Raw genomic sequence first — 24750 nt, 5'->3', positions numbered from 1 at the left:
TCAATGTTGAGCCACTGTCTGGCCCTGGCTACTCGGAGCCTGATTTTTATCCACGCCATGGGGTACAAATGATGCAATCCAGGCAATCAGGGAGGTCAATCCTACCAGTACATTTCGAATCACCGGCGGCGCATAGCTGGCCATACGGACATAACCTCTAAAGCCCAGCGCCAAAACATCGCGCAAGCTCTCAATCGGTTTGTCTTCTGGGAAGCCGTCCTGCCACAACGCCCACGTATCAGCACGAGCGAAGGTACACTGTATAAAATCAATATGTTGTGCCACAGTCAGCTTATGCATCCGCATCCCGACTTTGGTTCCGAAAGCGCGGGTGACTTCACATGGGAAGGTATATTCTTGCGCGCCCCGCTTCAGCAGCAAATGCACAGCCTCGCCATCTTTCAGCAACCCGGCTTCGCGCATTTCAATCCCTACCCCACCATCAGAGTAATCGCGCAGGGTACAAGCAAATAAGTGCCCATCAGCGCGAGCGACAGCCGCGGGCATCGCAATTTCTACCCGATGAGACTGGCGCACTTGTTTGGCCTCGACCGCCACAGCCACTGCACCACCGAGAATGGTCATATTGTAAATAACCCACACAAGACTAATGACTACCGTCATGATCTCAGTGGAAGGGCCATGCCCTAAGCGCCATAAGCCTGCAATCAAACCGGCCAGATTCAGCAGCACTAACGCCATGTACGGACGAGTAATAACCCAGTCCACATGCTGCTCTTCAACCAGACCACCTTTTGCCGTGACGTTAAATTTCCCTTTATGTGGGTTAAGTAATGCCACCGTGGTTGGGCGGGCGATATACCAAGCCAGCACTGTTTCGTAGATTTCACTCCAGAACGAGTGGCGGTATTTCCCCTGAAGGCGGGAGTTGGTCAAGCTGGCATGAATCATATGTGGCAAGACATAGAGCGCAATCGCCAGTGCGGGAGCAAAAATGATGTAGGCATGCAGCAGCAGGAAAGCTAAGGGGGCGGTCAGGAAGATCAGCCGCGGAATGCCGGATAAAAAGTGCAACATGGCATTGGCATAACATAAGCGCTGAACGAGTTTTAGCCCTTTGCCAAGCAGTGGGTTATCAAGCCGGAAAATCTGAACCATGCCTCGTGCCCAGCGAATGCGCTGCCCGATATGCGCTGACAAGCTTTCCGTTGCCAACCCTGCGGCCTGTGGTATGCGGATATAAGCCGACGTGTAACCCTTACGGTGCAGACGCAATGAGGTATGGGCATCTTCGGTAACCGTTTCTACCGCAATGCCGCCAACAGCATCTAAAGCGCTGCGACGCAAAACAGCACAAGAACCGCAGAAGAAGGTGGCATCCCACATATCATTCCCATCTTGAACCAAACCATAGAACAGCGTGCCTTCATTGGGAGTTTGCCGAAAACGGCCTAAATTTCGCTCAAAGGGATCAGGGGAGAAAAAGTGATGTGGCGTTTGGATCATGCCCAACTTTTTATCTTTAAAGAACCAGCCAAGCGTTAATTGCAGGAAAGAGCGCGTCGGAACGTGGTCGCAGTCAAAGATGGCAACAAACTCACCAGTAGCCTGTTTCAGGGCGTTATTGATATTCCCCGCTTTGGCATGTTCATGCGTTGGCCGGGCAATATAGTGCACCCCAACTTCAGCGGCGAAGTCTTTAAATGCGGGTCGGTTACCGTCGTCTAAAATATAGATATTGATTTTGTCTTTCGGCCAATCAATACCCAGTGCAGCATAAATGGTCGGTTTCACCACACTGAGATCTTCGTTGTACGTCGGTACCATCAAATCAATGGTAGGCCAGCTATTAATATCGTCTGGCATAGGAACAGGCTGACGGTTTAGCGGCCAGATAGTCTGGAAGTAGCCCAGAACCAGCACTATCCAAGCGTAGGTTTCAGCCAGCAGCAACAATAACCCACATACCAGACTGACCGGGTCATCCCAGTTAAGCGTTTCGGTATAACGCCACCACAAATAGCGGCAGGAAACCGTCAACGACAGCACAATCAACATCAAGGTCGGTAAGCGGCCCGGAACACGCCGCACCACCATAGCAATGGCCCATAGCAACAGGACAAACACAAACTGTGCCATCATGCCAAACGGCTGCGAAATACACAGTAAGGCCAGAATACCCGTAAAAAGACCTAAAATAATGAACAGGATACGACGAGCTGGCCTTGAGAGCTGGCTGAGTCGTGTCGCCACCGATTGTTCTATCCGCTGAAGTTCAAAGCGCGCAGGTGCACTCCCCAACCAACTGATATAACGCTGTCTTTTGCTTTTCACCCAACCTTTGCCAACCGCTGCGGGCTGACGCTTCTTCTCATGGCGTGATTCTGGATGGATTAAAAGCAACCAAAGCCCTTGCAGCAGGTAGCGCAGACCATCCCCCAGACGTGGGCGAAGAGGGGAAATTTGTGGGAACCAATAGGTTCGGTTTTGTATCACATATTGCCAACTGGGGGACTCAAGACGCAGGAATACCCAGCACAGTGGCAGCGCCAACGTGGTGAGAAAAGCGGTCAGTACCGTACAGCCTTGCTGCATATAGTGATGATAGCGGCGGCGCATCCCCTGATAAACCGGGGTGAGGAATAACATCCGCATCAAACGGTTCATAGGCCGCGGTCCGCAACATTAATCAGGCACCAATTCGCCAGCGTCATGACCTCTTCTGCCGCCAGACTTTGTGCACTGTATTCGCCCAAGGGCTGTTTGGCCGCCAATGCTTCGGCCATCGCTTCATCGCGATGAATAAATGTCGCCAATAAGTTATTGAGGCTTTGCAACCAAAGCTGGTGCAAATCTTGCTGTAAACGGCTGTTAGCAGAGAATTGGTTAAGCAGGAAGTGGCACCCAGCGGGTAGATTTTGTTGATGTAGACGACAATGACAACTGGCATCGGCATGGATCAGAATGAGCACTTGATCCGCCAGCGCTAAAGCCTGACGAGTGAACACGCTGTCGCTGGCAGCAACATCCAATAAAATCCATCGCGGGTGATCACTAGCTTGCAACGCCGACAGATTCTCGCGCCATTGCCGAGGATTTTGCTGCAATGATGCGCTGAGTTGCTCAATTTCTACGTGAGTTAATTGGCCGAACGGCAAGAAATCCAACGTCTCGGTATAACGCATGGCTCCTGAGCGCCAACCTTCGCCATCAATTTCAGCTCTCGCCCAACCGCGGGGCTGCTCGAAATGCATATTGAAATGCAAGCGCAATAAATTTTCCGGTGAAAAATCGATGACCAACACCGATTCGCCCAATTGCTGTAACGCCCAAGCAAGAGCCGCAGTGACCGATGTCGTGCCGATGCCCCCTCTTATTCCTTGTAACGCCAGTACCGGCATAAACTATTTACTCCGTGTAGATTGTGCCAGTTCGGCTAGCAATGGCCAGCGCGCCATCATTTGTGTTAATCGTTCCTGACGGACAATATCGATATAACTTAATGTGGGTAACGAGAAAGCCTGACTTAATGCTAGTAGATCATCCTGAGCTTCAAGTGAAGTTTTCTCATGGAATCGATTTATTATAGTCTGCATTTATCCGCCTTCAGAAAATAGGCTATGGTAATTAAGTATAACAAGGATAGGAGTATACTTTGCCCCAGTAAGATGAGTCTTAGATTAATATCAAGGCAAGGACATTGGTTAATACTTATTGCAATGTTACAATTGTTCTTTGAATTTATCCAGTGATTGGCCCAATAGCACTTTAACGAAAGCAGATAAAGAATCTATGTCACGATCTTTCTCATTAGGTGTTCGAAAAATCTGGGATGAATTAGCCGTAATGCAGGCTCCTGGATTCTATTGGGTCAATATTGAACGTCAAATTGATGCCAATTTATTTTGTCAGCAACTTATTCGCAATCAGCCTGAAAATACCAAGGCGGCATTGATTTGTTCGGGGTTAAAACCTGAAAAACTATTGACCAATATAGACCACTTTGGTCCACAAAAATTACCGCTATTTTCATTGCCCGAACAAAAAAATGCGTCAGTTCAAAAAAACGCCTTACAACATTTGACCCATGATTTAATGCGCTCACTGCGCCCGCAACAACGGCTCTTCATTCTGTTTGCACCCGCCAGTTTATGGCAAATATTTACCAGTGAAGAAATGCAGCAATGGTTGCGGCATATCCAGCAATGGTTGGATGCCCAGAACTGTACCCTGCTGGTGCTGTGTCACAGTACGGGCATTAATAAAATCAAGAATCAATTAGTGAGCCAGCACCGCTATTTACAAGGTCTGGCCAGCCTGCAATGGCAACAGGATAACGCACAGTATGTGGTTTCTTGGTGGAGCACGGCAAAAGGGGTCACTGCCAATCAATTAGTCTTGCTGGAGGCAGATGAACTAGGCTGGAGCATGGCGGATGAAGTCCAGCAAGCACTGCCACCGTCACGCAACGACGAACATCTTTATTTAGCTGAAAACAGCATTCTGGAAGGCGCACCGCCCCTGTCCACCCACTGGCAATTGCTGGAGACCAATGCTGCATTGGCTCAACGGGCGATGAGCGCCCACGCTGCAACAGTGATTTTCGCCCTGAATCAAAGCGAACATATTGACGAAATAGCGCATCAAATCCATAACATACGCCGCCAACGGGGTAATGCCGTAAAAATTGTAGTGCGTGAAATGAATGCCAGTCTGCGTTACAGCGATGAGCGCCTGTTGCTGGCCTGTGGGGCCAATCTGATCGTGCCTCATGTCGCGCCACTATCACGCTTTTTGACGATGTTAGAAGGTATCCAGGGGCTGCGTTTTTCACGCCATGTTCCCGAAGATATCAATGCGTTATTGGAAGCACTACGCCCGCTTCAGCTTAAAGGCTATCTCTCCCCAGTGGAATTCAGCCAATCAGTCTTGCTGCTGATGAACAACACTTTATTACCCGAAAATGGTAAAGGGGTTCTGGTAGCGCTGCGCGCCGTTCCAGGGTTACAGGCTCGTCAGGCATTGACTCTGTGCCATTTGCGTCGCTACGGCGATGTGGTGACCGTGTCTGATAACCGCCTGCTGCTATTTCTCTCCACCTGCCGTATCAATGACTTGGACACGGCATTAGGCCATATTTTCCGTTTGCCGGTGGCCGAAGCGTTCAGTAATCGGCTGGTGTGGTATCAGGATCAGGAAATTATCGCTGAGATGCACCGGATGAATTCCCCCAACGCGTGGCAATCCGTGGGGGAACAAAAAGCCTACACACAGGCAACGAGCCGACCAGAGCAATCTGAAGTTATCCGGCATATTCCTGTACCACTGGTGCTGAATACGGGCCATCATGAGGAGAAAACCCAATGAATCTCAACGATATTTGGCAAATCCTTTTGCTCGGCGCAGTGATTTTTTTCCCGCTAGGTTACATGGCATGCCGCTGGTTCCCACAGTGGTGGGAGAAAAGACAGCATTTATTCTTATCCGCGCGCTATTTAAAATCAGAAGGGATCTGGTTGCGTGATGGCTCCTCTTCACAGACTAAGAAATAACCATGAACGCAAAAAATAAACAGCAAGAATCGCAGAGTCCGTGGCGCTATTGGCGCGGTCTGGGCGCGTGGAACTACTATTTTCTGCTAAAGTTTGCTCTGTTGTGGTTTGGCTATCTTAATTTCCATCCACTGGCTAACTTGGTGTTTCTTGCCTTTCTGCTGTTCCCGATCCCGGCCTATCGAGTCCATCGCTGGCGCAACTGGATTGCCATACCTATTGGTATCGGCCTGCTCTATCACGACACTTGGTTGCCGGGAATCAACAGCATTGTGAGTCAAGGCTCACAGGTGACTGGTTTTAGCCTCAGCTATCTTATTGAATTATTTAATCGTTTTATTAACTGGACCATGATAGGCACCGCCTTTGTCATTCTGGTCGGCTACCTGTTTATTTCACAATGGATCCGAGTGACAGTCTTTGTGGTGGCTGCGTTGATTTGGCTGAATATAATCAGCGTTGCTGGGCCAGCATTTTCTCTAGCTCCTGCGGCTGAAACAACAGCAACAGCCGCACCCGCCGTATCGGCCACAGAGCAACCGACAAACAGCCCCGCAGCCACCAGTGGCCCACCTACTGATGCTAATTTGACGGCCTATCTGAATGCATTTTATGAGCAAGAAAAAACGCGCCGCACAACCTTCCCCACATCTTTACCTGGGGACGCTCAACCATTTGATTTGTTAGTTATTAATATCTGTTCACTGTCATGGTCAGATATCGAAGCGGCCCAACTGGATAAGCATCCACTGTGGAATAAGTTTGATATTCTGTTTAAGAATTTTAACTCCGCCACGGCCTACAGTGGCCCGGCCTCTATTCGTCTGTTGCGCGCCAGTTGTGGCCAGTCATCCCACAAAGATTTGTATCAGCCGCAAGACCAACAGTGTTATCTATTTGATAATTTAGCAAAATTAGGTTTCACCTCTCAGTTAATGATGGATCACTCTGGTGTCTTTGGTAATTACCTGCAAAACATTCAGGATGACGGCAATATGCGTGCGCCACTGATGTCGCAAAACGGTATCAGTAACCAGCTAGCCTCCTTTGATGGTGAGCCAATTTATAACGATTTGGAACTGCTTAATCGCTGGTTAGAACAACAGAAAAAAGAGGGTGATGCACGCAGCGCAACCTTCATGAATATCATCCCATTACACGACGGAAACCGTTTTGTTGGCACCAATAAAAGCGCTGATTATCGCGCTCGCGCCCAAACACTATTCGATCAACTAGACACCTTCCTTGATGAATTGGAAAAGTCAGGGCGTCAAGTCATGGTGATTGTAGTGCCTGAGCATGGTGCTGCCTTGGTTGGTGATAAAATGCAAATGTCGGGCCTGCGGGATATTCCAAGCCCAAGTATCACTCACATTCCTGTGGGGATTAAACTCATTGGTATGAAAGCACCACAGCCCGCCAGCCCAGAGGTCATCAGCGCTCCGAGTAGCTATCTGGCAGTGTCAGAATTGGTGTCGCGCATGGTCGATGGCAAAATATTTACTGCACCCACTATCGATTGGCAAACCCTGACTCAAGGGTTGCCGGAGACGGCCGTTGTATCAGAAAATGATAATGCCATTGTGATGCAATATCAGGGTAAACCTTATATTCGGCTCAATGGGGGTGACTGGGTGCCATACCCACAATAAATATCGGTATATTTATTGTCTAATAACTTAATTCAGGGTGCATTTATTGCACCCTTTCTATTTATGGCTAACTCAGACGTGATAGTAGTCACAATAAGTCACCCATAATATTCTAATTTCTTAAGTAGAAAATGCGGTTAATTTTATTTTAAGTTAAATCTTGCAGATTTAATCATAGATATAGTCTATGGCATTATTTTATTTACTGATGGTAACTTGGCTAACGATTACGTAATTATTTATTTACATAGTAAGTAAATATATTTATACGCGGCGATTTAACCGACAGCGGTTATAACGTAAACCACACTATTTTTACGCCGTTATAAAAAAACGCCGGATAACCGGCGTTTTTGGCATTAAATAACACTCATCTTTAGCCAATAAATACTTAACTGGCTTTTTCTGCTTCATCCTGATCAACCGCAAAACAAGCCACCATTTGATCTCCGTACTGTTTTAGCTGCGGTTGCAGTTGAGTACAGGTCCCAAATGCCCGCCGGCAACGTGCATTGAATGCACAACCAGGAGGTGGACTCATCGGGCTAGGTAGCTCGCCTGTCAGCTTAATACGCTCACGGCGCATGTCAGGGTTCAGACGAGGTGTCGCTGATAGCAGCGCCTGAGTATAAGGGTGGCGTGGGTTATTAAAAATGGCCTCTTTACTGCCCTTTTCAACACAACGCCCCAAATACATCACCATCACTTCATCGGCAATATGCTCAACCACCGACAGATCATGGGAGATAAAGACATACGACAGTCCTAGCTCTTGCTGTAGATCCATCATCAGGTTCAATACCTGTGCCCGCACTGACACATCCAGCGCAGACACAGGTTCATCAGCAATGACCACATCAGGATTCAACATCAGTCCACGTGCGATAGCGATACGCTGACGTTGACCGCCAGAGAACATATGCGGATAACGGTCATAGTGCTCAGTTTTCAGGCCAACCTTAGCCATCATCGCCAAGGTTTTTTCGCGCCGCTCCTGTTTTGTGAGTTTAGTGTTGATTTGCAGTGGCTCTTCCAGAATCTGCCCCACTTTCTTTCGTGGGTTTAGAGAACCATACGGGTTCTGAAATACAATCTGGATTTTTTGGCGTCGTAATTTCTCAGCACTTTCATCCGGTTTGAGCAAATCCTGGCCTTGGTAATAAAGCTCACCACCCGTTGGGATTTCAATCATGGTCAACAAACGACCCAAGGTGGATTTACCACAGCCAGATTCCCCAACCACCGCCAATGTTTTGCCTCGCTCCAGTGTGAACGAAACACCATCAAGCGCTTTGACCAAACGCTCCGGTGCAAATAACCCTTTTTTGACCGGATAATATTTTTTTAAATCGATGGCTTGCAACAACGGCTTGGATGCCTGTGATTTATTTTTCATTTCAGTTGATTGGCTCATAAGGTCGGCCTCCCCGCATCATCAAGCGGTGTATGGCATTTAACCTGACGCCCCGCCGGCCCCAGCAACTCGGGTTCTTCACGACGGCAACGATCATTAGCATACGGGCAACGTGGATTAAGCAAGCAGCCTTCAGGCCGGTCATATTTGCCCGGAACCACACCCGGTAAGGATGCCAACCGTGCTTTATCCTGTGCAAACTCCGGTAGCGCCCGCAATAATGCCTGCGTATACGGATGGCGTGGCGCACGGAAAATCTCTGACGATTTGCCCGTTTCAACCACTTGGCCGGCATACATCACAATAATATGATGAGCCGCCTCAGCCACCAGTGCCAAGTCATGGGTAATCAACAACAGCGCCATATTTTCGCGCTGCTGCAATTCCAGCAGCAATTCGATAATTTGCGCCTGAATCGTCACATCCAGCGCCGTCGTTGGTTCATCAGCAATCAACAACTTAGGCCGACAGGCAATGGCCATCGCAATCATCACGCGCTGGCTCATCCCACCTGAAAGCTGGTGCGGATAGACATCCAAACGCGACGCCGGATCCGGGATCCCGACCAAAGTCAGCAAATCCACTGCCCGCTGATGACGGGTTTTGCGGTTCCCTCCCTGATGCACCTTCAGCGCTTCCATAATTTGGAAACCGACGGTATAGCATGGGTTAAGACTGGTCATGGGGTCTTGGAAGATCATCGCAACTTCCGAACCCACTAACTGACGCCGCTCTTTTTCAGAAATTTTCGTCAGGTCACGGCCATTAAACTCGAGCTTTTCGGCCATCACTTTACCGGGGTAATCAATCAGCCCCATGATTGCTAATGAACTGACCGATTTACCAGAGCCAGATTCACCCACAATCCCAACCACTTGACCTTGCTCAATACTGTAACTGATACGGTCTACGGCTTTGAACGGCGCGCCTTCGTCACCGAAGTGCACCGACAATTTGTCTACATTTAAAAGTGCCATCTCTCTCTACCTCTGTTACTGCTTGAGTTTGGGGTCGAGAGCATCACGCAGGCCGTCCCCCATCAGGTTAAACGCCAGAACCGTCAGCAGAATCGCCACACCGGGGAAGGTCACGACCCACCAGGCACTTTGTGCGAACTGCAACACATCAGAGAGCATGGTGCCCCATTCTGGTGTTGGCGGTTGTGCACCCATGCCGAGGAAGCCGAGAGCCGCCATATCCAGAATGGCGTTAGAGAAGCCGAGAGAAGCCTGCACGATCAACGGCGCAAGGCAGTTTGGCAAAATATTGATAAACATCTGGCGCATCGAACCCGCACCGGCCACTCTGGAGGCCGTGACGTAGTCGCGATTGACCTCGACCAGAACTGCCGCTCGCGTCAAGCGAACATAATGCGGCAAGGCAACAAAGGTTAACGCCAACGAAGCATTCACAATGGAAGGCCCGAACACAGCGACCAAAACTAACGCCAGCAACAGGCTTGGCAGCGCCAGCATGATATCCACAATACGCATGATGATGGCATCGACGACGCCGCCAAAATAACCGGCCAGTAAGCCAAAGATGACGCCCATCACCAACGACAGCACGACCACCAGGCAACCGACCAGCAGCGAGAGGCGCGCACCATACATCAAGCGAGACAGGACATCGCGGCCCACATCATCCGTACCGAGAATAAACTTCCAACTGCCACCCTCTTCCCAGACAGGCGGTTTCAATAATGCATCGCGAAATTGCTCTGCCGGGCCGTGCGGGGCAAGCCAAGTCGCGCCTGCGGCAATCAGCAACATAATAATGATGTAGAACAGGCCGATGACAGCCCCTTTATTGCGCTTGAAATAGTGCCAAAACTCCTGCAATGGAGTCATCGGCTTCGGCGCACTTTTTACTGTCGACTCAGTAAGTTGAGACATTTTGCGCCCCTTATTTCTTGTGACGAATACGCGGGTTAACTACGCCATAGAGCACATCTACCAGCAAGTTAACTAAAATAATCATGATAGCGACCAGCAACACCCCGCCCTGTACGACCGGGTAATCTCGGCGTTGCAATGCATCCATCAACCAGCGCCCTAATCCCGGCCAGGAGAAGATGGTTTCTGTCAAAATAGCGCCCGCCAGCATCGTGCCGACCTGTAAGCCGATCACTGTCACTACAGGCAGCAGAGCATTACGTAAAGCGTGGACGACAATCACTCGTATCCGGCTCAAGCCTTTAGCACGCGCAGTACGGATATAGTCTTCACCCAAAACTTCCAGCATAGAGGAGCGGGTCATACGTACGATAACGGCGAGGGGGATGGTGCCCAGCACGATGGCAGGCAAAATCATATGCATCACAGCGTCTTTGAAGTCACCAGGCTCACCCCAAACAAAGGTGTCTATCAGCATAAAACCGGTCAGCGGTAGGCTATCATCGAGGAAAACAGTATCACTGACGCGCCCCGACACCGGGGTGAGGTTCCATTGCACCGAAACCAGCATGATCAACATGATGCCCCACCAGAAGATAGGCATCGAGTAACCGGTCAAGGAGATCCCAACAGCAGTGTGATCGAATATTGAACCGCGTTTGACTGCTGCCAACACCCCAACGGGAATCCCCACGGCGATGGCAAACAGCATCGCGCAGATCCCAAGTTCCAGTGTCGCTTTAAAGCGAGGAACGAATTCTTCCCAAACTGAAATACGGCTTTTCAGCGAAATGCCAAGATCGCCGTGTAATACGCCACTCACGTAATGGAAGTATTGTTGATAGAGAGGCTTGTCTAGCCCCATTTCCGCCATGATTTGAGCGTGACGCTCGGCGGAGATACCGCGTTCCCCAGCCATGATGGTCACCGGGTCACCCGGGATCATATGAACAAAAGCAAAGGTCAGCAAAGTAATGCCGATAAACGTTGGGATAACTAACCCCAAACGTCGGAGTATGAACTGCAACATATCCCGAACTCTCTGTGTAGAATGCCAGGCTGCTCGTGGGCAACCCAGCTTATTAAACCTCCCCAATAAGTTATTTTATTTGCCATTTTGACCTAGGGCAGTGCACACCACCGTCACGTACTGCGTGTACGCTCCCGTGTTTACGTGCTGTCCATGCTCAAAATTTTTGCGACAATGACACTTATTGGGCGAGGTTATATGGCTCACATCTGTATCTGTCTTAACCTAAATGAAGAAGCCGGTGCACATGCTATGCACGCCCACCGGCCCTATTTCACTGGGTTAAAATTAATCCAGGGACACGTTCTCGAAATGGTGTTTACCCAACGGATCAACAACATAGCCTTTCACTTCTTTACGCACTGGCTCATACACAGTTGAGTGAGCAACAATCAGCGCTGGCGCTTGATCATGCATAACAACCTGAGCTTGTTTGTAAAGTGCGACACGTTTGTCGTGGTCAGACTCAGCACGTGCTGGTTGGATCACGTCTTCAAACGGCTTGTAGCACCACTTAGAGTAGTTGGAACCTTGCTTGGCCGCATCACAGCTGAACAGAGTCGCGAAGAAGTTGTCAGGATCCCCATTGTCCCCGGTCCAACCCATCATGACAGTTTCATGTTCGCCGTCTTTGGCACGTTTGAGGTACTCGCCCCACTCGTAGGTCACAATCTTGGCTTTCACGCCCACTTTCGCCCAGTCAGACTGGATCATTTCAGCCATACGACGAGCATTTGGGTTGTACGGGCGCTGAACTGGCATCGCCCACAGGTCGATGGAGAAACCATCTGGCAGGCCCGCTTCTTTCAGCAACTCTTTCGCTTTAGCCGGATCATAGGCGTAATCTTTCACATCGTCGTTGTAGCCCCACATTGTTGGTGGGATCAGGTTCTTGGCCGCTTGGCCCGCACCCTGATAAACCGCATCAATGATGGCTTCTTTATTCACAGCCATGGTCAACGCTTGACGAACTTTCACGTTATCCAGTGGTTTTTTCTCAACGTTGAAGGAGAGGTAACCGACGTTCAGGCCAGGTTGTTCCATCAGGTTGATCGTTTTGTCTTCTTTCATGCGAGCAATATCAGCCGGGTTAGGGTATGGCATAACCTGACATTCATTTTTCTGCAATTTCGCATAACGGACGGAGGCATCTGGAGTAATAGAGAAGACCAAACGATCAATTTTCGGTTTGGTGCCCCAGTAGCCATCAAAGGCTTTGTACAGAATGCGGGAGTCTTTTTGATATTGCTGTAACTGGAATGGGCCGGTGCCGATTGGGTTCAAATCGACTTTTTCCGGAGTACCCGCTTTCAGCATGCCATCAGCGTATTCAGCAGACAGGATTGACGCGAAGTCCATCGCCAGGTCAGCCAAGAATGGCGACTCTGGGCGAGCCAGTTCGAAGCGGACAGTATTGTCGTCAACTTTCACAACATTGGTGATCAAATCACCCATCCCCATACCTTGGAAGTATTCATAGCTACCGCCAGACACTTTATGGTACGGATGTTTATCATCCTTCTGACGCATGAAAGAGTAGATCACGTCGTCAGCATTGAAATCGCGAGTCGGCTTGAAATCTTTATTATCTTGCCACTTCACACCCTTACGCAGATGGAAAGTGTAGGTTTTGCCGTCTTCACTGACTTCCCACTTCTCCGCCAGACCGGGTTCAATTTCGGTTGTCCCGAGTTTAAATTCAACCAGGCGGTTATAAATAGGTACTGAGCTTGCGTCATAGGTTGTGCCAGAGGTGAAAAGTTGCGGGTTGAAACCTTCCGGAGATCCTTCAGAACAATAAACCAATGTTTTCGCTTGTACACTGGCCGCTACGGTCAGTGCAATCAGCCCAATACCGAATTTCAGTATCCCTGTTTTTCCCAAGGAAATCGTCATCGCTTGTGCTCCATTATGGTGATGTGTGTTGTGTGTACGGCCAGGCCCTATAATTTTTTAGTCCGCGGACTGTACCGTTTTTGCCCATTAACAGCAGGGATGCGGGATTGAGATGCCGGATAAATCTTATCGCGACGACAATGTTGAATGAGTGGAATCACCCAAACTGCTCTCGATTACTCCCCCTGAGGGTACCAATTTGGCAACAGTTGGTGGCAACGTCAATACGGTCTGAAAGGATTTATCAAGACAATGAGAAACAGCATGCAAACATAAAAAAAACTTCTCGTTAACATTATCAGCATTAAAATTTATGCTATTGGCAATAAACTAGAGGGATTAACTGGCTAGGATAAATAAAGCAGTAGCAATACCCAGTGACAAACAGAAAAACTTTGTTGCCAAATGATGTCTATCTGTTCAGATTTTTTTGTAATATCGACAGAAAATAGATGGAAATGCTGTGGCGACAGCCGATAAGTGACGTGAATGTTGTCACAGACAACCAGAATGACGCACATCTTGCGTGTCGTTAAAAAAGCGAAATATCGACCCGATAAAGCATTATAGATAACAGAGCGCATAGCACTCAGTGCCGTGCACAATTATAGTGCACCGAATCAGTGCGCGATGTTTCTTTGCTGGAAAATTGACGAGCGAAACAATGCGGTACCTGCTAGCTAAAGGTAAGCAGCGCAGAGTAGAGGTAAGCAAACCACAACGCAGAGATGGAATCGACATATTGTGGGCCTTCGTAGATTGATGACTTATTTTTTAATGATTCTATTCACATCAATTCCCCCGTATATTACCCCCTCTTCATTGCTGAGTGTCTTATAACTCAGATTCACATCTCTAAAGGCACTGATAATTCTGCCATTATTATTTCTTAACTCATTTGCATCAATCAATATATTTTGAGATGTCACAATATGACCATTATTGTTATTGACTAACTTTGCCTTAAGACTGATATCCGCAAGACCTGAAGTTGCATTTGATTTGATAATACTGTTCCAATTATTAATAGAATCCGCAGCTTCAATTGAAATATACCCACTATTGGCGTAAAAGCTACTTTCACTACTATTAATGTTACGACCTAAAATTCGGATACCAAATCGTTCATCAATTTTATAATTTACACCTTGTCGCTCACTTTTAATTTTTCCAGAAACGATATCAATATCGCCAGAACTTCTTAACTTTGTTTTGGGTGAGTATATTCTCCCAGTACTATTTTTAATAAATGAAGCCGATGCCAAACTTACGACCGTTTCAGCTTCTAACATTCCTTTATTCTGAATGCCGCCATTTTTGGAATAAAGAAATATTTTATTAGCATACATACCGCCAAGTTGAGTGACATCAATTGCAACATTGGTTACTTCATTACCAAAATGATCCCCAATGAGTTGTGTATCAAATCGTTTTCTAATTGGAGTACGGATGATATTTTGTTTACCTATGATGGCTTGAATAATCCCACCTCTGATTTCACCATCAACACCAAGCGTGGCAGAGAATAAATCTAGAAAAGCATTGGGGTTATCATCAAATTTCAGCCCATTACGATCAATACTGATATCACCTTGATTAACCTCATAGCCCGTTAATACCCCAGCCGTAAACAGGGGAGATCCTGTGGTGAGAGTGACGTGATCTGTATTAATAAACTGACAATTATTGCAACGAATCCCTGAAGGATTAGCAATAATGACATGAGCTTTCGCGCCAATAACGGACAAGGCACCATACAGCTCACTTTGTTTATTCGATGTAACTTCGTTCAAAATAACCGTCGCTGTTTGATTAACTAAATTAGGATTACCGACAAAACCGGGGCTATTAATTTCAAGATTATTTAAAAAGACTCGATTAAACCCTTTGCCCAATGTAATATTGAATTTATCATATTTGTTATGTGACACGCCATGCTCATTCGGAGTGACAATATTGACAGTTGTAAATGTTGCTCCCTGACAATAAGCATCTTGTACCTTGCATAATTTTTTATCCTCAATATAGTGGTGAATGTTAGGCTGTTGGTTTTTCGCTGCTTTTTTATCCGCAACAATACCCGCCAACGAGGGATTAATAACACTAACTAACATAATAAATAATAAATAAAAGTAAGAACCCCTAATAAAAAACCTAACATTTTCTGTATAGTCACAGTTGGCGAAAATCATTTTACCCTCTCACTATCTTTATAAAAACAGCAGTAGTGAGCTATATATTTAAATAACTAGTTAATGGTCACAACCTTAAAAATACATAACAGGCATTCGCATTATAACGATAGAGTGGTCATTTACTAATATTGCCAATTAAGTATAAAACCAAAAACGACAGGGTCGGTATTAAAATGAGCAGGTTTATCCAGCGGGATGCCAATATTAAAATCATAGCCCAACCGATGGTAACTGCCTCGAACCCCCGCAACAGCCCCCACTAAACGATCCCCCAACAAGAATGGCTCCCCTTTTTCACTGACTTCACCATAATCCATACCCACATATAGCTGGCTGCCGCTCTGTTGATGCTGCCAGGCAATATCATTTTTTAAAAACCACCCTTGTGACCCCGCCAGCGCACTACTGGTTGGAAAACCACGCACGGAACTCCGCCCACCGATAGAAAATTTATCCTGCATCACAAGGTCAGAGCGAGTAAATTGCTGGCTGAATGTCGGTTGAAAATAAAACCGTTGCTTATCCAATGTAAAAGGAATGTCCAACGAAGCAGCAATATTGACTAACTTGGTTGCAGGGGGGGCTTTACTGCCCATGCCAAACCATTGAGTCCCCTGTTGATAATTAACCCCACCTCTTATAGTAGCCCAGCGGGTATAGTGAAGGTGCTGTAACCCGAGTTGCCAGTCAACCGCATCCTGTCGCTGAACCTCCAGCTCTGTATCTGCAAAAAAACGATGGAATTTACGGATTAATACACCAGTATGACCCACTGTTTTATAGTTAGGGCCTCGCATCAAAAGCCGCTGAACTTGCATATCCAATGATCGCCACCGTGTATGATATTTAAAGGCGATATCAGCAATTAACAGTGTTTGGTAGTGACGGCCTCCGCTGCCCGTCATACTCCACAGCCAGTTGCCGAAGGGTGCAGAGTAATGTAAGGCAAAATTGCGATAACCTTTGTCATGATGATTATCCAGTTCTCGGCTGGCATAAAAATAAGCCAGATCACTGAGCGATAATGGGTTATCGAGATAAAAGGTAGCACCCGCACGATAACGACCAATAGCATGATGGCCCGCATCATCAAGAAAAGTATTGATTCGCCAGAAACGAGATTGTTGCCGATTAACCACAATCTGGCTCGCTAAATCCTCCCGATTTAATTCAATATCCATGGTGGCACTCACCGACGGTAAACGTTGCAGATTTTCTAAGCCTTGTTCAATATGACGCAAATTCACCAAATCACCGACCCTATTAGGGAATAACGTCTTTAGCTGCGCATAATTATCACTGGCTTTATGATGTTCAATGCCACTGACTCTGCCGGGAATCAATGTCAGGGAAAGTACACCGTCAAAATAACTCTCTGCCGTGAACGCTACTTGCGATGTGATATATCCGTCATCCACCAGTTGCCACTGAAGTTTATTCCGCAGAGCTGACAATCCTTTTTCACCTAAACATTGCCCTTGGGCCTGCTTCGCCCATTGCATTAAGCGTGTCATATTGGGAAAAAAATTTACGTTAACCAGTTCTACGCGATTGATGGCCAGACAGGATATTTCATCAAAAGGGATAGCGTCGTTCGTTATTGCTGGTTCACTTTCTATCTGGGCATGAGACAGTGGCGGCATGAGGCGATTTTTTAAATCTCGTTGCTGTTGTTCTAAAATAGCTGTTTGAGTGGTATTGACTTCAGCGTAAGCAATAAAAGGGAAGATAAACATAAAAACCCAAAGAAGTAATAAGGCTAATCCTGCTGGTTTTCTATTATGACTATCTGGAGTTTCATTACTTATCACTTTAAATTCCATCTAATAAACTCCATTTCAATTAATCCACATCTTAATAAGAGAAATTAGCCACAACTGTGGCTAATTTCTCAATCAGCACATGAGTACTTATTTAATATTTGTCGGGAAGGGCTTATAATTTAAAGGTTATATTCCTCCCGCTTTTTTTATCTGTTTTGATTTTTCGACCAAAGAAACTTGGCTCCACTTACTCTTTCCTGGCTCCTGCCATTCTTTTCCTCTATAGCTATTAGGGCGTGATTTAATATCATCCGATCTTATTACTCCTGTATTTCTAATTTCTCCGCCCGCATCAATTGAGATCAATCCCTTTGAATCAATTACGTTTGAATTTATTGTATTACCTTCTGAAATAATACGTATTTTCTTTGCGTACATCCCCCCCATATCACTGACATCAACACTGGTGAAATAATTTGGTGCTCTTGAAAAGGCAGTCATTTGCCTTATATTCATTTTTTGCCCAGGAGCAGCTAAGTCGATAAAATTTTTACCTGCGATGATAAAAGCGTTATCCGTGGTTAGCTGACCATTAATGTTGACTTTATCAGCGAATAAATCAAGATAAGCTGTTTTATTACGACGACTTTCATGCATCAACCCAGTGTCTACTTCTTCCCCTTTATTAATGTTTATATTCCCCTCGCGCACCTCAAATTTTTGTAGTTTATGACTATCACTGAAAGATGGAGCACCCGTCGTCAGCGTAAGATGATACATATCTGTAAATGAGCACCCATTGCAGTCAATACCTGATGGGTTAGCGATAATTACATGGGCATCTTGGCCAGCAAGTTTTACGCTCCCAGCCAATATACTTGCTTTATCAGAACGCACTTCATTTAAAATAATTTTTGCAGTTTCGCTTTGGAGATATGGATTGCCATTAATATCACTGGATAACGCATTATTAATAATAACCCTGTCATTATGGTGAGGGGCATCAAATTGAGTATATTTATTATGTGACAGCCCATTTTTATCTGGGGTTTGAATATTGATAACTGCCGTTTCACCACAGCCCACCTTAATTTGACAGGGAACGGGTAAATTTTGGCGCTCTATCTGTATATCTGCTTGTTTGCTACTGGGTGCTCGCTCATCAGCAATGATATTAGCCGCTGAAGCAGTAGAACCCCCACAGAATGACAGTATTATAGAAAGAGGAAGTATGGATAATTTTATTTTTTCATTATTGCCACGAATTAAATTCATATGATCCCTTATTTAATATAATTAGCGTGATTGTCATGTAATTTATATTACTCGGTAAAAACCGATATCCATTAGCAGTTTTTGATAAAAAAAGTCAATGCTACAAAGTAGATATAATATATTTGAAGAATAATAAATTTATATGCTTAAAGAGTATAAATACAAATAAGATAAAAATAGATTATTGAGAGTATGAGAAGAAACTGTCATTCTGTGATTAAGAAAAAATAAAAGGAGATTAAGAATGGGCTGGCTAAAAACAGACACAAAAAAACCCTGACGTTTCCGTCAGGGTTCTTAAATTTGGTCGGCGAGAGAGGATTCGAACCTCCGACCCACTGGTCCCAAACCAGTTGCGCTACCAAGCTGCGCTACTCGCCGAATTGGGGCGCATCTTACTGCTACATATTTAGGTCGTCAATCACTTTTTCACAACCCGCTGGTAAGTGTTGTTAAAAGCATCACCAGCGGTTAAAACAGAATCATTCAGGTGAAAATTAAGCTTGAGCGGGCTTCAGTTGAGGTGATTGTGCCCGCAAGAATGGCAGTAAGAAGAAAGCGGATAAACAAGCTGCCACAGAGATAACCACAAAGAAACCATTCCAGTGCCAGACCTCCATCACGCGCGCAATAGGATAACCTGATAAGGCTGCGCCTAAGTAGGCAAACAACCCAACAAAGCCTGTGGCCGCTCCCGCAGCATCTTTATGTGAACATTCAGCCGCCGCCATGCCAATCAGCATCTGTGGGCCAAAAATAAAGAAGCCAATGGCGAAGAAACACCCCGCCTGCAATACATAGCTAATGCCGGGCATCATCCACAATGACGCAACTGAGAGGAATATCCCGATGGCAAAGATCAGATTCATCGGACCACGATTACCACGGAACCACTTATCAGATCCCCAACCAGCAACCAGAGAACCAATAAACCCACCGACTTCAAATAATGAAATCGCCGAGTTAGCCGTCATTAAGGAATAGCCTTTCTCTTGCGTCAGATAGAGATTACCCCAGTCATTAATCGCAGTACGAACGATATAAACCAGCACATAAGACACTGCCAGCAACCAAATATATTTATTGGTTAATACATAGCGCTTCACTATTTCTTTATTCGACAGCCCTTGGCCTTCCGATTCCTGTACCAACTCCATGGCATCATTACGCCACTTGCCTACACTTGGCAGCCCCATCGTGCTGGGTTTATCTCGCAGACGCCAACACATCAGTAAGCCTATCACCACACCGATAATACCGGGAATAATCATGCCGTAGCGCCAGCTAAAGTGCAGAGAAATAAAACCGACCAGCAGCGGAATTAACGCGCCACCAAAATTGTGCGACGTATTCCAAATAGCCCACCAACTACCGCGTTCTGAGCGAGAATACCAACTGGTGAGTATTTTTGAGCATGGTGGCCAGCCCCAACCTTGGAAGAAAGCATTAAGGATCCACAGGGAACCAAACACCAACAATGAGGAACTCATACCGAACAGGATATTGATAACCCCCGTCATAATCAGGCCAATCCCCATAAAATAACGTGGGTTTGAGCGGTCACTGATCATCCCGGAAATAAACTTAGAGCAGCCATAGGTGATATAAAACAGCGTACCTAAAATCCCCACATCAGACATCGTTAGGCCTAGGTCACTGAGCATGGCCGGCATGATGAAGTTAAAACTTTTGCGAGTGAAATAAAAAGCAGCGTAGCCGATGTACATCGTCCACATTAATTGAATGCGCCAGTATTTATAAGACGAATCAATTTGTTCCTGATTCGTGACAATTGACTGGCTATCACGACTTTTGAGAAAGGACCACATGTTGAACCTTAGGATTTTTTGCAAGTGCAACCATCATGATGCGTATGCATGCGAAACGAATTAGGGATATTCCCGCCGTATACGAGAATATTTCTTAGTTTTGATGCGCGGGCAAGGAAACTGTGGGCAGGATCACATTCAAACACGTCCCTTGATCCACACTTAAACTAAAATTCCCGCCTAATGCACTCACCCGCGATTGCATCCCTCGCAACCCATAACCTGGCGTGAGTGTGGCCAAATCGATACCTTTTCCATTATCGCGGATCGTGAGATAGATATTTTGACTATCTTGTCTGGCATTAATCTCAATCCGGCTGGCCGCACCGTGCCGATAAGCATTAGTAACGCCTTCTTGGCAGATGCGATAAAGCGTAATTTTGAGCGTCTCATCAATGGGGTCATCATCCAGTTGCCAGTGCAACACACCCACAACAGATTGATCTTGCGGAATAAGCTCACGCATTAAGGCCGCAATGGCGGCCGACAGCGGTAGATTATTTAATGCCGCAGGCCATAACTTGGCGAGAACATCATGGACGCCATCATAGACCCGTAATGCTTGTGTCTCTATCATCTCAGCACTGGCCAAAACAGGCTGCTGAGTGGTTAATCGCTTAATTACACTGGCCTGAGTACGGATGACTGTGACCGTCTGCCCCACCTCATCATGCAACTCACGAGCCACATCACGCCGAGCATGCTCTTCTGCCACCACGAGGGCTTTAGCCAACTGACGATTTTCATTTAGACGTATTTGCAATTGCTGATTCAACTCCCGCTGCCGCTGAATTCCAGCTCCCAGCAATAAGCCCGTCAGACTTTGCGCCAATAGCGACAACAGCAAGTCGCGATGAGAATCTAATTGCGTCGGAGTATTGATCAATAACACCACTCCATTGAGCAATGTAGCAACAGAGGCCCCCTGCCACCCGTAGCGATACGCCATGAAGACAATCGGGATTGCCAAACAGAATGGAGCAAACAGGTATAAATCCGACTCAGTCACTTGATTCTGTAACCAGATGCTCAATGCAAATAGCAGCAGATACCAGATGATATGGTGCAGACGCAAATTAATGGGTTTATGAATCAGCCCCGGTTCTAGAGGCAGCCAAATTTGGCGTGTCAGATAGTGCCATAATAAAAGGCAAGTCGGTGCAATCGTGAAACCACCCACCAGCCCCAACAGCAGGGCCATCGCACCTTGGTTACTGGCTATTTGCCATCCTAACGCCTGTATTAACGCCGCGCCGACAATCACAGCCCCTTGCATTAAAGGCCATTGCCATTCGCTTTCCGTTTTCTGATGGCGCAATAGCCAAGGAGAAGCAAGCGCAGCCAATAACGTGGTTGCCAGCAACAAAGGGATAGCAAACCACAGTAAATCCACATAACCAAACTGGTCGGTTAGCAACCACCATAACAAGGCATCACCAAGCAGAATGCCTGGCCAATACTGACGTGGACTTTGTAATAAGATCCCGATACGCAGGCCAAAAGGGAACATCAACATGGCCTGTAAAGGGCGGTCAACAAGTTGGGTTCCAACTGACCATAAACAAAAAGCGGCGGTGGTATAAATAAAGAATAATGCCAACAGCATGACCAAGCGCTGCATCATAGATTCAGCACCTGCTTGGCCAACTCAACATTATTGCTAACACCTAATTTGGAAAATAAATTGGCGCGATGAACATGGACGGTCTTGGGTGACAGGCCGAGTAACTCAGCAATCTCGCGAACTTCTCTACCTTGTGCCAATAACACGGCAACCTCGCGCTCCCGGCGAGTTAGAGGGTCAACCGCAATACGGGCGAGTTTTTGGGCAATTTCGGGCATCAGATAGACGCCACCGCTGCCCACAGTGCGCACAGCGGAAACTAAATCTTCGGGTTTACAACGTTTAGACAGAAAACCGCGCGCACCGCGTTCCAACGCCATTTCCACCAACGCCGGGCTATCATGCATCGACAGCATAATGACCCCCATTCCCGAAGGGAGGTCTTTCAACAAGTCCAATCCACTTTCATCAGGCATGGAAATATCACAAATACAGATATTCGCCTGCAGGCCCGGTAACCCGGCACGCGCCTGTTTCGCAGAACTGAACTCCCCCACGACCTGAATATCATCTTCCAGAGCCAGTAGCTGGGCAAAACCTGATCGCACAATGTCATGATCATCAATAAAAACAACACGGTAAGTCATTGAAGACTCCAGCCGAGGAGGGACCTGAACTGGAGTATACCGCAACCTTATAATTCCGATGTGGATTGGTTCAAAAATCAAATCATATCAGATGATACTTATATGACTAATTGATTAAATAGTAGGCTGAACATGCCGCACCGGCGCCTGACACCAATTATTAGCGGTATTAATTCCACCATCCGGCGAGCTATAACCTAAACACCCTAGAATGGAGTCAAATAATTCAACCTGACGATGAGTTTTACCGACACGCTGTTCAGCTTGTAGTTGTTCAAACGAAGCGAGATGTTCCGGCTGCGCCAGAAATTTATCTGATGTCCAGACCATTAATGGTACGCGGAATTGTTCTGATGGTGCCATTTCCCGTGGCGTGCCATGGAAGTGGGAGTTATCGTCAATCGATTCCCCATGGTCTGCGGCATAGAACACAATAGCCTTCTTATCACGCATTTGATCAATTACGTTGGCAATAAACGAATCCGTATACAACACGCTGTTATCAAAAGCATTAACCAGTTGCTGCTTACTGCAAAAATCATCTACTCCCATACATTCAGGCTGATAGCGGGCATAGCTGCGGGGATAACGTTGAGAATAAAGGTAATGTGACCCTTTGGTGTGCAGCACGACCAAATGCTTACCGACAGGATAACGAGCCAAAGACTCTTTCAACTCATCAACCAGCAGCATGTCGTCCACCGGCTTATCATCATTACGCTTCTCTGAAGCAATCAATTCTCGGAATGAATAATTATCGGTATTCGTATTATTGTAGAACCACATCTCGCTCTGCATGGCGAACAGTTCCGAGGTGAACCCCAAGGATTTTAGTACGGCAAACACATTTTGCTCTTTCAGCGTCCGCTGCGGATTATCTTCCGCTCCTCCTTCACGCACAAACATACAGCGCAATGAAAGTTTGGTGGAGGTATCACAAGATGTACCGCGAAAAGCGACCAAATTCTTTTCTTTACTCAGGCGCGGCGTCGTATCACGTGAATATCCCAATAGCCCCATATGATCCCAGCGAGTCGTTTCGCCAATGATAAAGACAACATAGGTGTCATCAATACCGGCGGGGGCAATATAAGTATGATGCTCCGTCGGGTCATATAATGTTGCCGCATCATACTTCTCATCATATTGGGTATAGGCATATAAACCCAATGCAGCCAGCCAGTTAGAAGGTAAATATGAGTGAGCAACCACACCGCCATAGCTGGGTAAATCCACGGTTTTCAATTGCTCATCTATATGTTGCACTTTGTCCAGATAGCGAATAGGTAACCAAACCAGCGCGGCGGCGGCAACCATCCATAAGACAGGTTTAATACGTTGGCCTGGCGTGCGAAATTGCTCAAGTAAGGTCAAACGCAGGGTATTTCTCCAGATAAGGAGCAGAGGTAACGCGCTGACCAGTAGCATCCAGATAACAAAATGAAGCCCAATGACTTCTTTAGAAAGGTCCGTATCCGTGGTCAGTACAGAAATAACGATGCCATAACCAATCACGACGTTAAAAAAAGTCATGTAATAGCTGGCAGCAACAGAAATTAAGACTAATAAGGTTGCCACAACACGGTAAAACCAGCGGCCACCCAGGGAGATAACTCGCATGACAAAAAAGGTAAACAGAATAATGGCCATCACTTCAATGATAGCGGACACCACTTTTATGCCTTGGATACCTTGGCTAAAGGTGTCAAAACGACGATAAAAGACAGAGATATTCAGAAAAATACCAATATAAACAGCCAACAACAAAGAAATACTTTGCTGCGATAAAGATTTAACTCTGTCCATATAACGCAAGGTCTCCAAAGACACTATTTGCGGCTTAAATCAATCAGACAGTGAACCCCCCCTCAGGTTCAGTACCAAGCTCATAAGCGCGCTATTGATTTCAATTACAGAATTATCTTACTCATTCTTAATGTTCCATTCCGCGAGCAAACACATAATCTGTGGAGGATATATCCACTTATTTGTTTGAAAATAGAGCATAAAAGATTGCAGTGGAGGAGAATTGAACAAACAAAAGCCCACAAGAAATTTCTCATGAGCTTCTTAGGGA

Annotated in this window: 18 protein-coding genes and 1 tRNA gene; 3 read left to right on the top strand and 16 right to left on the bottom strand. The window is 46.5% G+C overall.

The genetic code is table 11. From position 1 onward, the window contains the following. The 3 genes from bcsA to bcsR are packed head-to-tail and all read right to left on the bottom strand — an operon-like array spanning position 1 to position 3557. Complete coding sequence (gene bcsA / locus ACIOG0_RS00450; RefSeq protein ID WP_050099479.1) at positions 1-2628, bottom strand: UDP-forming cellulose synthase catalytic subunit; 2628 nt, start codon at positions 2626-2628, stop codon at positions 1-3. Continuing rightward, entirely contained in the window at positions 2625-3362 is a 738-nt protein-coding gene (bcsQ, locus tag ACIOG0_RS00445) for a cellulose biosynthesis protein BcsQ (RefSeq protein WP_050295680.1), read from the bottom strand. Before bcsQ ends, bcsA begins: the two co-directional genes overlap by 4 nt. A 3-nt stretch (positions 3363-3365) precedes the next feature. After that, a complete protein-coding gene (gene bcsR, locus ACIOG0_RS00440) occupies positions 3366-3557 on the bottom strand; it encodes a cellulose biosynthesis protein BcsR (RefSeq protein WP_050099477.1) in 192 nt (63 codons plus the stop codon). 196 nt (positions 3558-3753) lie between these two features. On the opposite strand from bcsR, the gene bcsE reads away from it, so the two are divergent. From bcsE to bcsG, 3 genes are read left to right on the top strand one after another with little or no spacing between them, the layout of a single operon-like run. Beyond that, a complete protein-coding gene (gene bcsE, locus ACIOG0_RS00435) occupies positions 3754-5328 on the top strand; it encodes a cellulose biosynthesis protein BcsE (RefSeq protein WP_050140043.1) in 1575 nt (524 codons plus the stop codon). Beyond that, positions 5325-5513 carry a cellulose biosynthesis protein BcsF gene (gene bcsF / locus ACIOG0_RS00430; RefSeq protein ID WP_050099475.1) on the top strand — a complete coding sequence of 63 codons (189 nt, stop codon included), beginning with the start codon at positions 5325-5327 and terminating at the stop codon, positions 5511-5513. Before bcsE ends, bcsF begins: the two co-directional genes overlap by 4 nt. 2 nt (positions 5514-5515) lie before the next feature. Further along, positions 5516-7165, top strand: a complete 1650-nt coding sequence (gene bcsG / locus ACIOG0_RS00425) for a cellulose biosynthesis protein BcsG (protein ID WP_128451439.1) — start codon at positions 5516-5518, stop codon at positions 7163-7165. Positions 7166-7556: 391 nt separating this feature from the next. Here the strand turns inward: bcsG and dppF are convergent, their stop codons facing one another. The 13 genes from dppF to eptB form a co-directional block, all read right to left on the bottom strand. Continuing rightward, positions 7557-8561, bottom strand: coding sequence for a dipeptide ABC transporter ATP-binding subunit DppF (gene dppF, locus ACIOG0_RS00420; RefSeq protein ID WP_145582069.1), 1005 nt, complete (start codon positions 8559-8561; stop codon positions 7557-7559). Between the two features lie 14 nt (positions 8562-8575). Further along, entirely contained in the window at positions 8576-9556 is a 981-nt protein-coding gene (dppD, locus tag ACIOG0_RS00415; protein WP_050099473.1) for a dipeptide ABC transporter ATP-binding protein, read from the bottom strand. A 15-nt stretch (positions 9557-9571) separates the two neighbouring features. Further along, a complete protein-coding gene (dppC, locus tag ACIOG0_RS00410) occupies positions 9572-10474 on the bottom strand; it encodes a dipeptide ABC transporter permease DppC (protein WP_025376524.1) in 903 nt (300 codons plus the stop codon). Positions 10475-10484: 10 nt separating this feature from the next. Next, positions 10485-11504: a dipeptide ABC transporter permease DppB gene (dppB, locus tag ACIOG0_RS00405; protein ID WP_050099472.1), complete on the bottom strand. Its 1020-nt coding sequence runs from the start codon at positions 11502-11504 to the stop codon at positions 10485-10487. A 288-nt stretch (positions 11505-11792) separates the two neighbouring features. After that, on the bottom strand, positions 11793-13400 hold the full coding sequence (gene dppA / locus ACIOG0_RS00400) for a dipeptide ABC transporter periplasmic-binding protein DppA (RefSeq protein ID WP_050099471.1): 1608 nt from the start codon (positions 13398-13400) through the stop codon (positions 11793-11795). Positions 13401-14167: 767 nt separating this feature from the next. After that, entirely contained in the window at positions 14168-15592 is a 1425-nt protein-coding gene (locus ACIOG0_RS00395) for a filamentous hemagglutinin N-terminal domain-containing protein (protein ID WP_230678348.1), read from the bottom strand. 125 nt (positions 15593-15717) lie between these two features. Next, complete coding sequence (locus ACIOG0_RS00390; RefSeq protein ID WP_128451440.1) at positions 15718-17418, bottom strand: ShlB/FhaC/HecB family hemolysin secretion/activation protein; 1701 nt, start codon at positions 17416-17418, stop codon at positions 15718-15720. Between the two features lie 126 nt (positions 17419-17544). Further along, a complete protein-coding gene (locus ACIOG0_RS00385) occupies positions 17545-18633 on the bottom strand; it encodes a filamentous hemagglutinin N-terminal domain-containing protein (RefSeq protein WP_072086617.1) in 1089 nt (362 codons plus the stop codon). A 304-nt stretch (positions 18634-18937) separates the two neighbouring features. Then, positions 18938-19014 (bottom strand) — tRNA-Pro (locus tag ACIOG0_RS00380). 116 nt (positions 19015-19130) lie between these two features. After that, entirely contained in the window at positions 19131-20462 is a 1332-nt protein-coding gene (locus ACIOG0_RS00375) for an MFS transporter (RefSeq protein WP_050099469.1), read from the bottom strand. A 94-nt stretch (positions 20463-20556) separates the two neighbouring features. After that, complete coding sequence (gene uhpB / locus ACIOG0_RS00370; protein ID WP_050099468.1) at positions 20557-22086, bottom strand: signal transduction histidine-protein kinase/phosphatase UhpB; 1530 nt, start codon at positions 22084-22086, stop codon at positions 20557-20559. Then, positions 22083-22673 (bottom strand): transcriptional regulator UhpA, encoded by a 591-nt coding sequence (gene uhpA / locus ACIOG0_RS00365; protein WP_050295676.1) that lies wholly within the window; start codon positions 22671-22673, stop codon positions 22083-22085. The genes uhpB and uhpA overlap by 4 nt, the downstream gene beginning before the upstream one ends. Positions 22674-22787: 114 nt before the next feature. Beyond that, complete coding sequence (gene eptB, locus ACIOG0_RS00360) at positions 22788-24479, bottom strand: kdo(2)-lipid A phosphoethanolamine 7''-transferase (RefSeq protein WP_128451441.1); 1692 nt, start codon at positions 24477-24479, stop codon at positions 22788-22790. Positions 24480-24750: the final 271 nt, after the last annotated feature.

Origin of the sequence: Yersinia vastinensis (genome assembly GCF_044905075.1) — a bacterium.
GTDB classification, from domain to species: domain Bacteria; phylum Pseudomonadota; class Gammaproteobacteria; order Enterobacterales; family Enterobacteriaceae; genus Yersinia; species Yersinia vastinensis.
The sequence above is the reverse complement of the archived record's forward strand: the minus strand, read 5'-3'. Positions and strand labels throughout refer to the sequence as shown.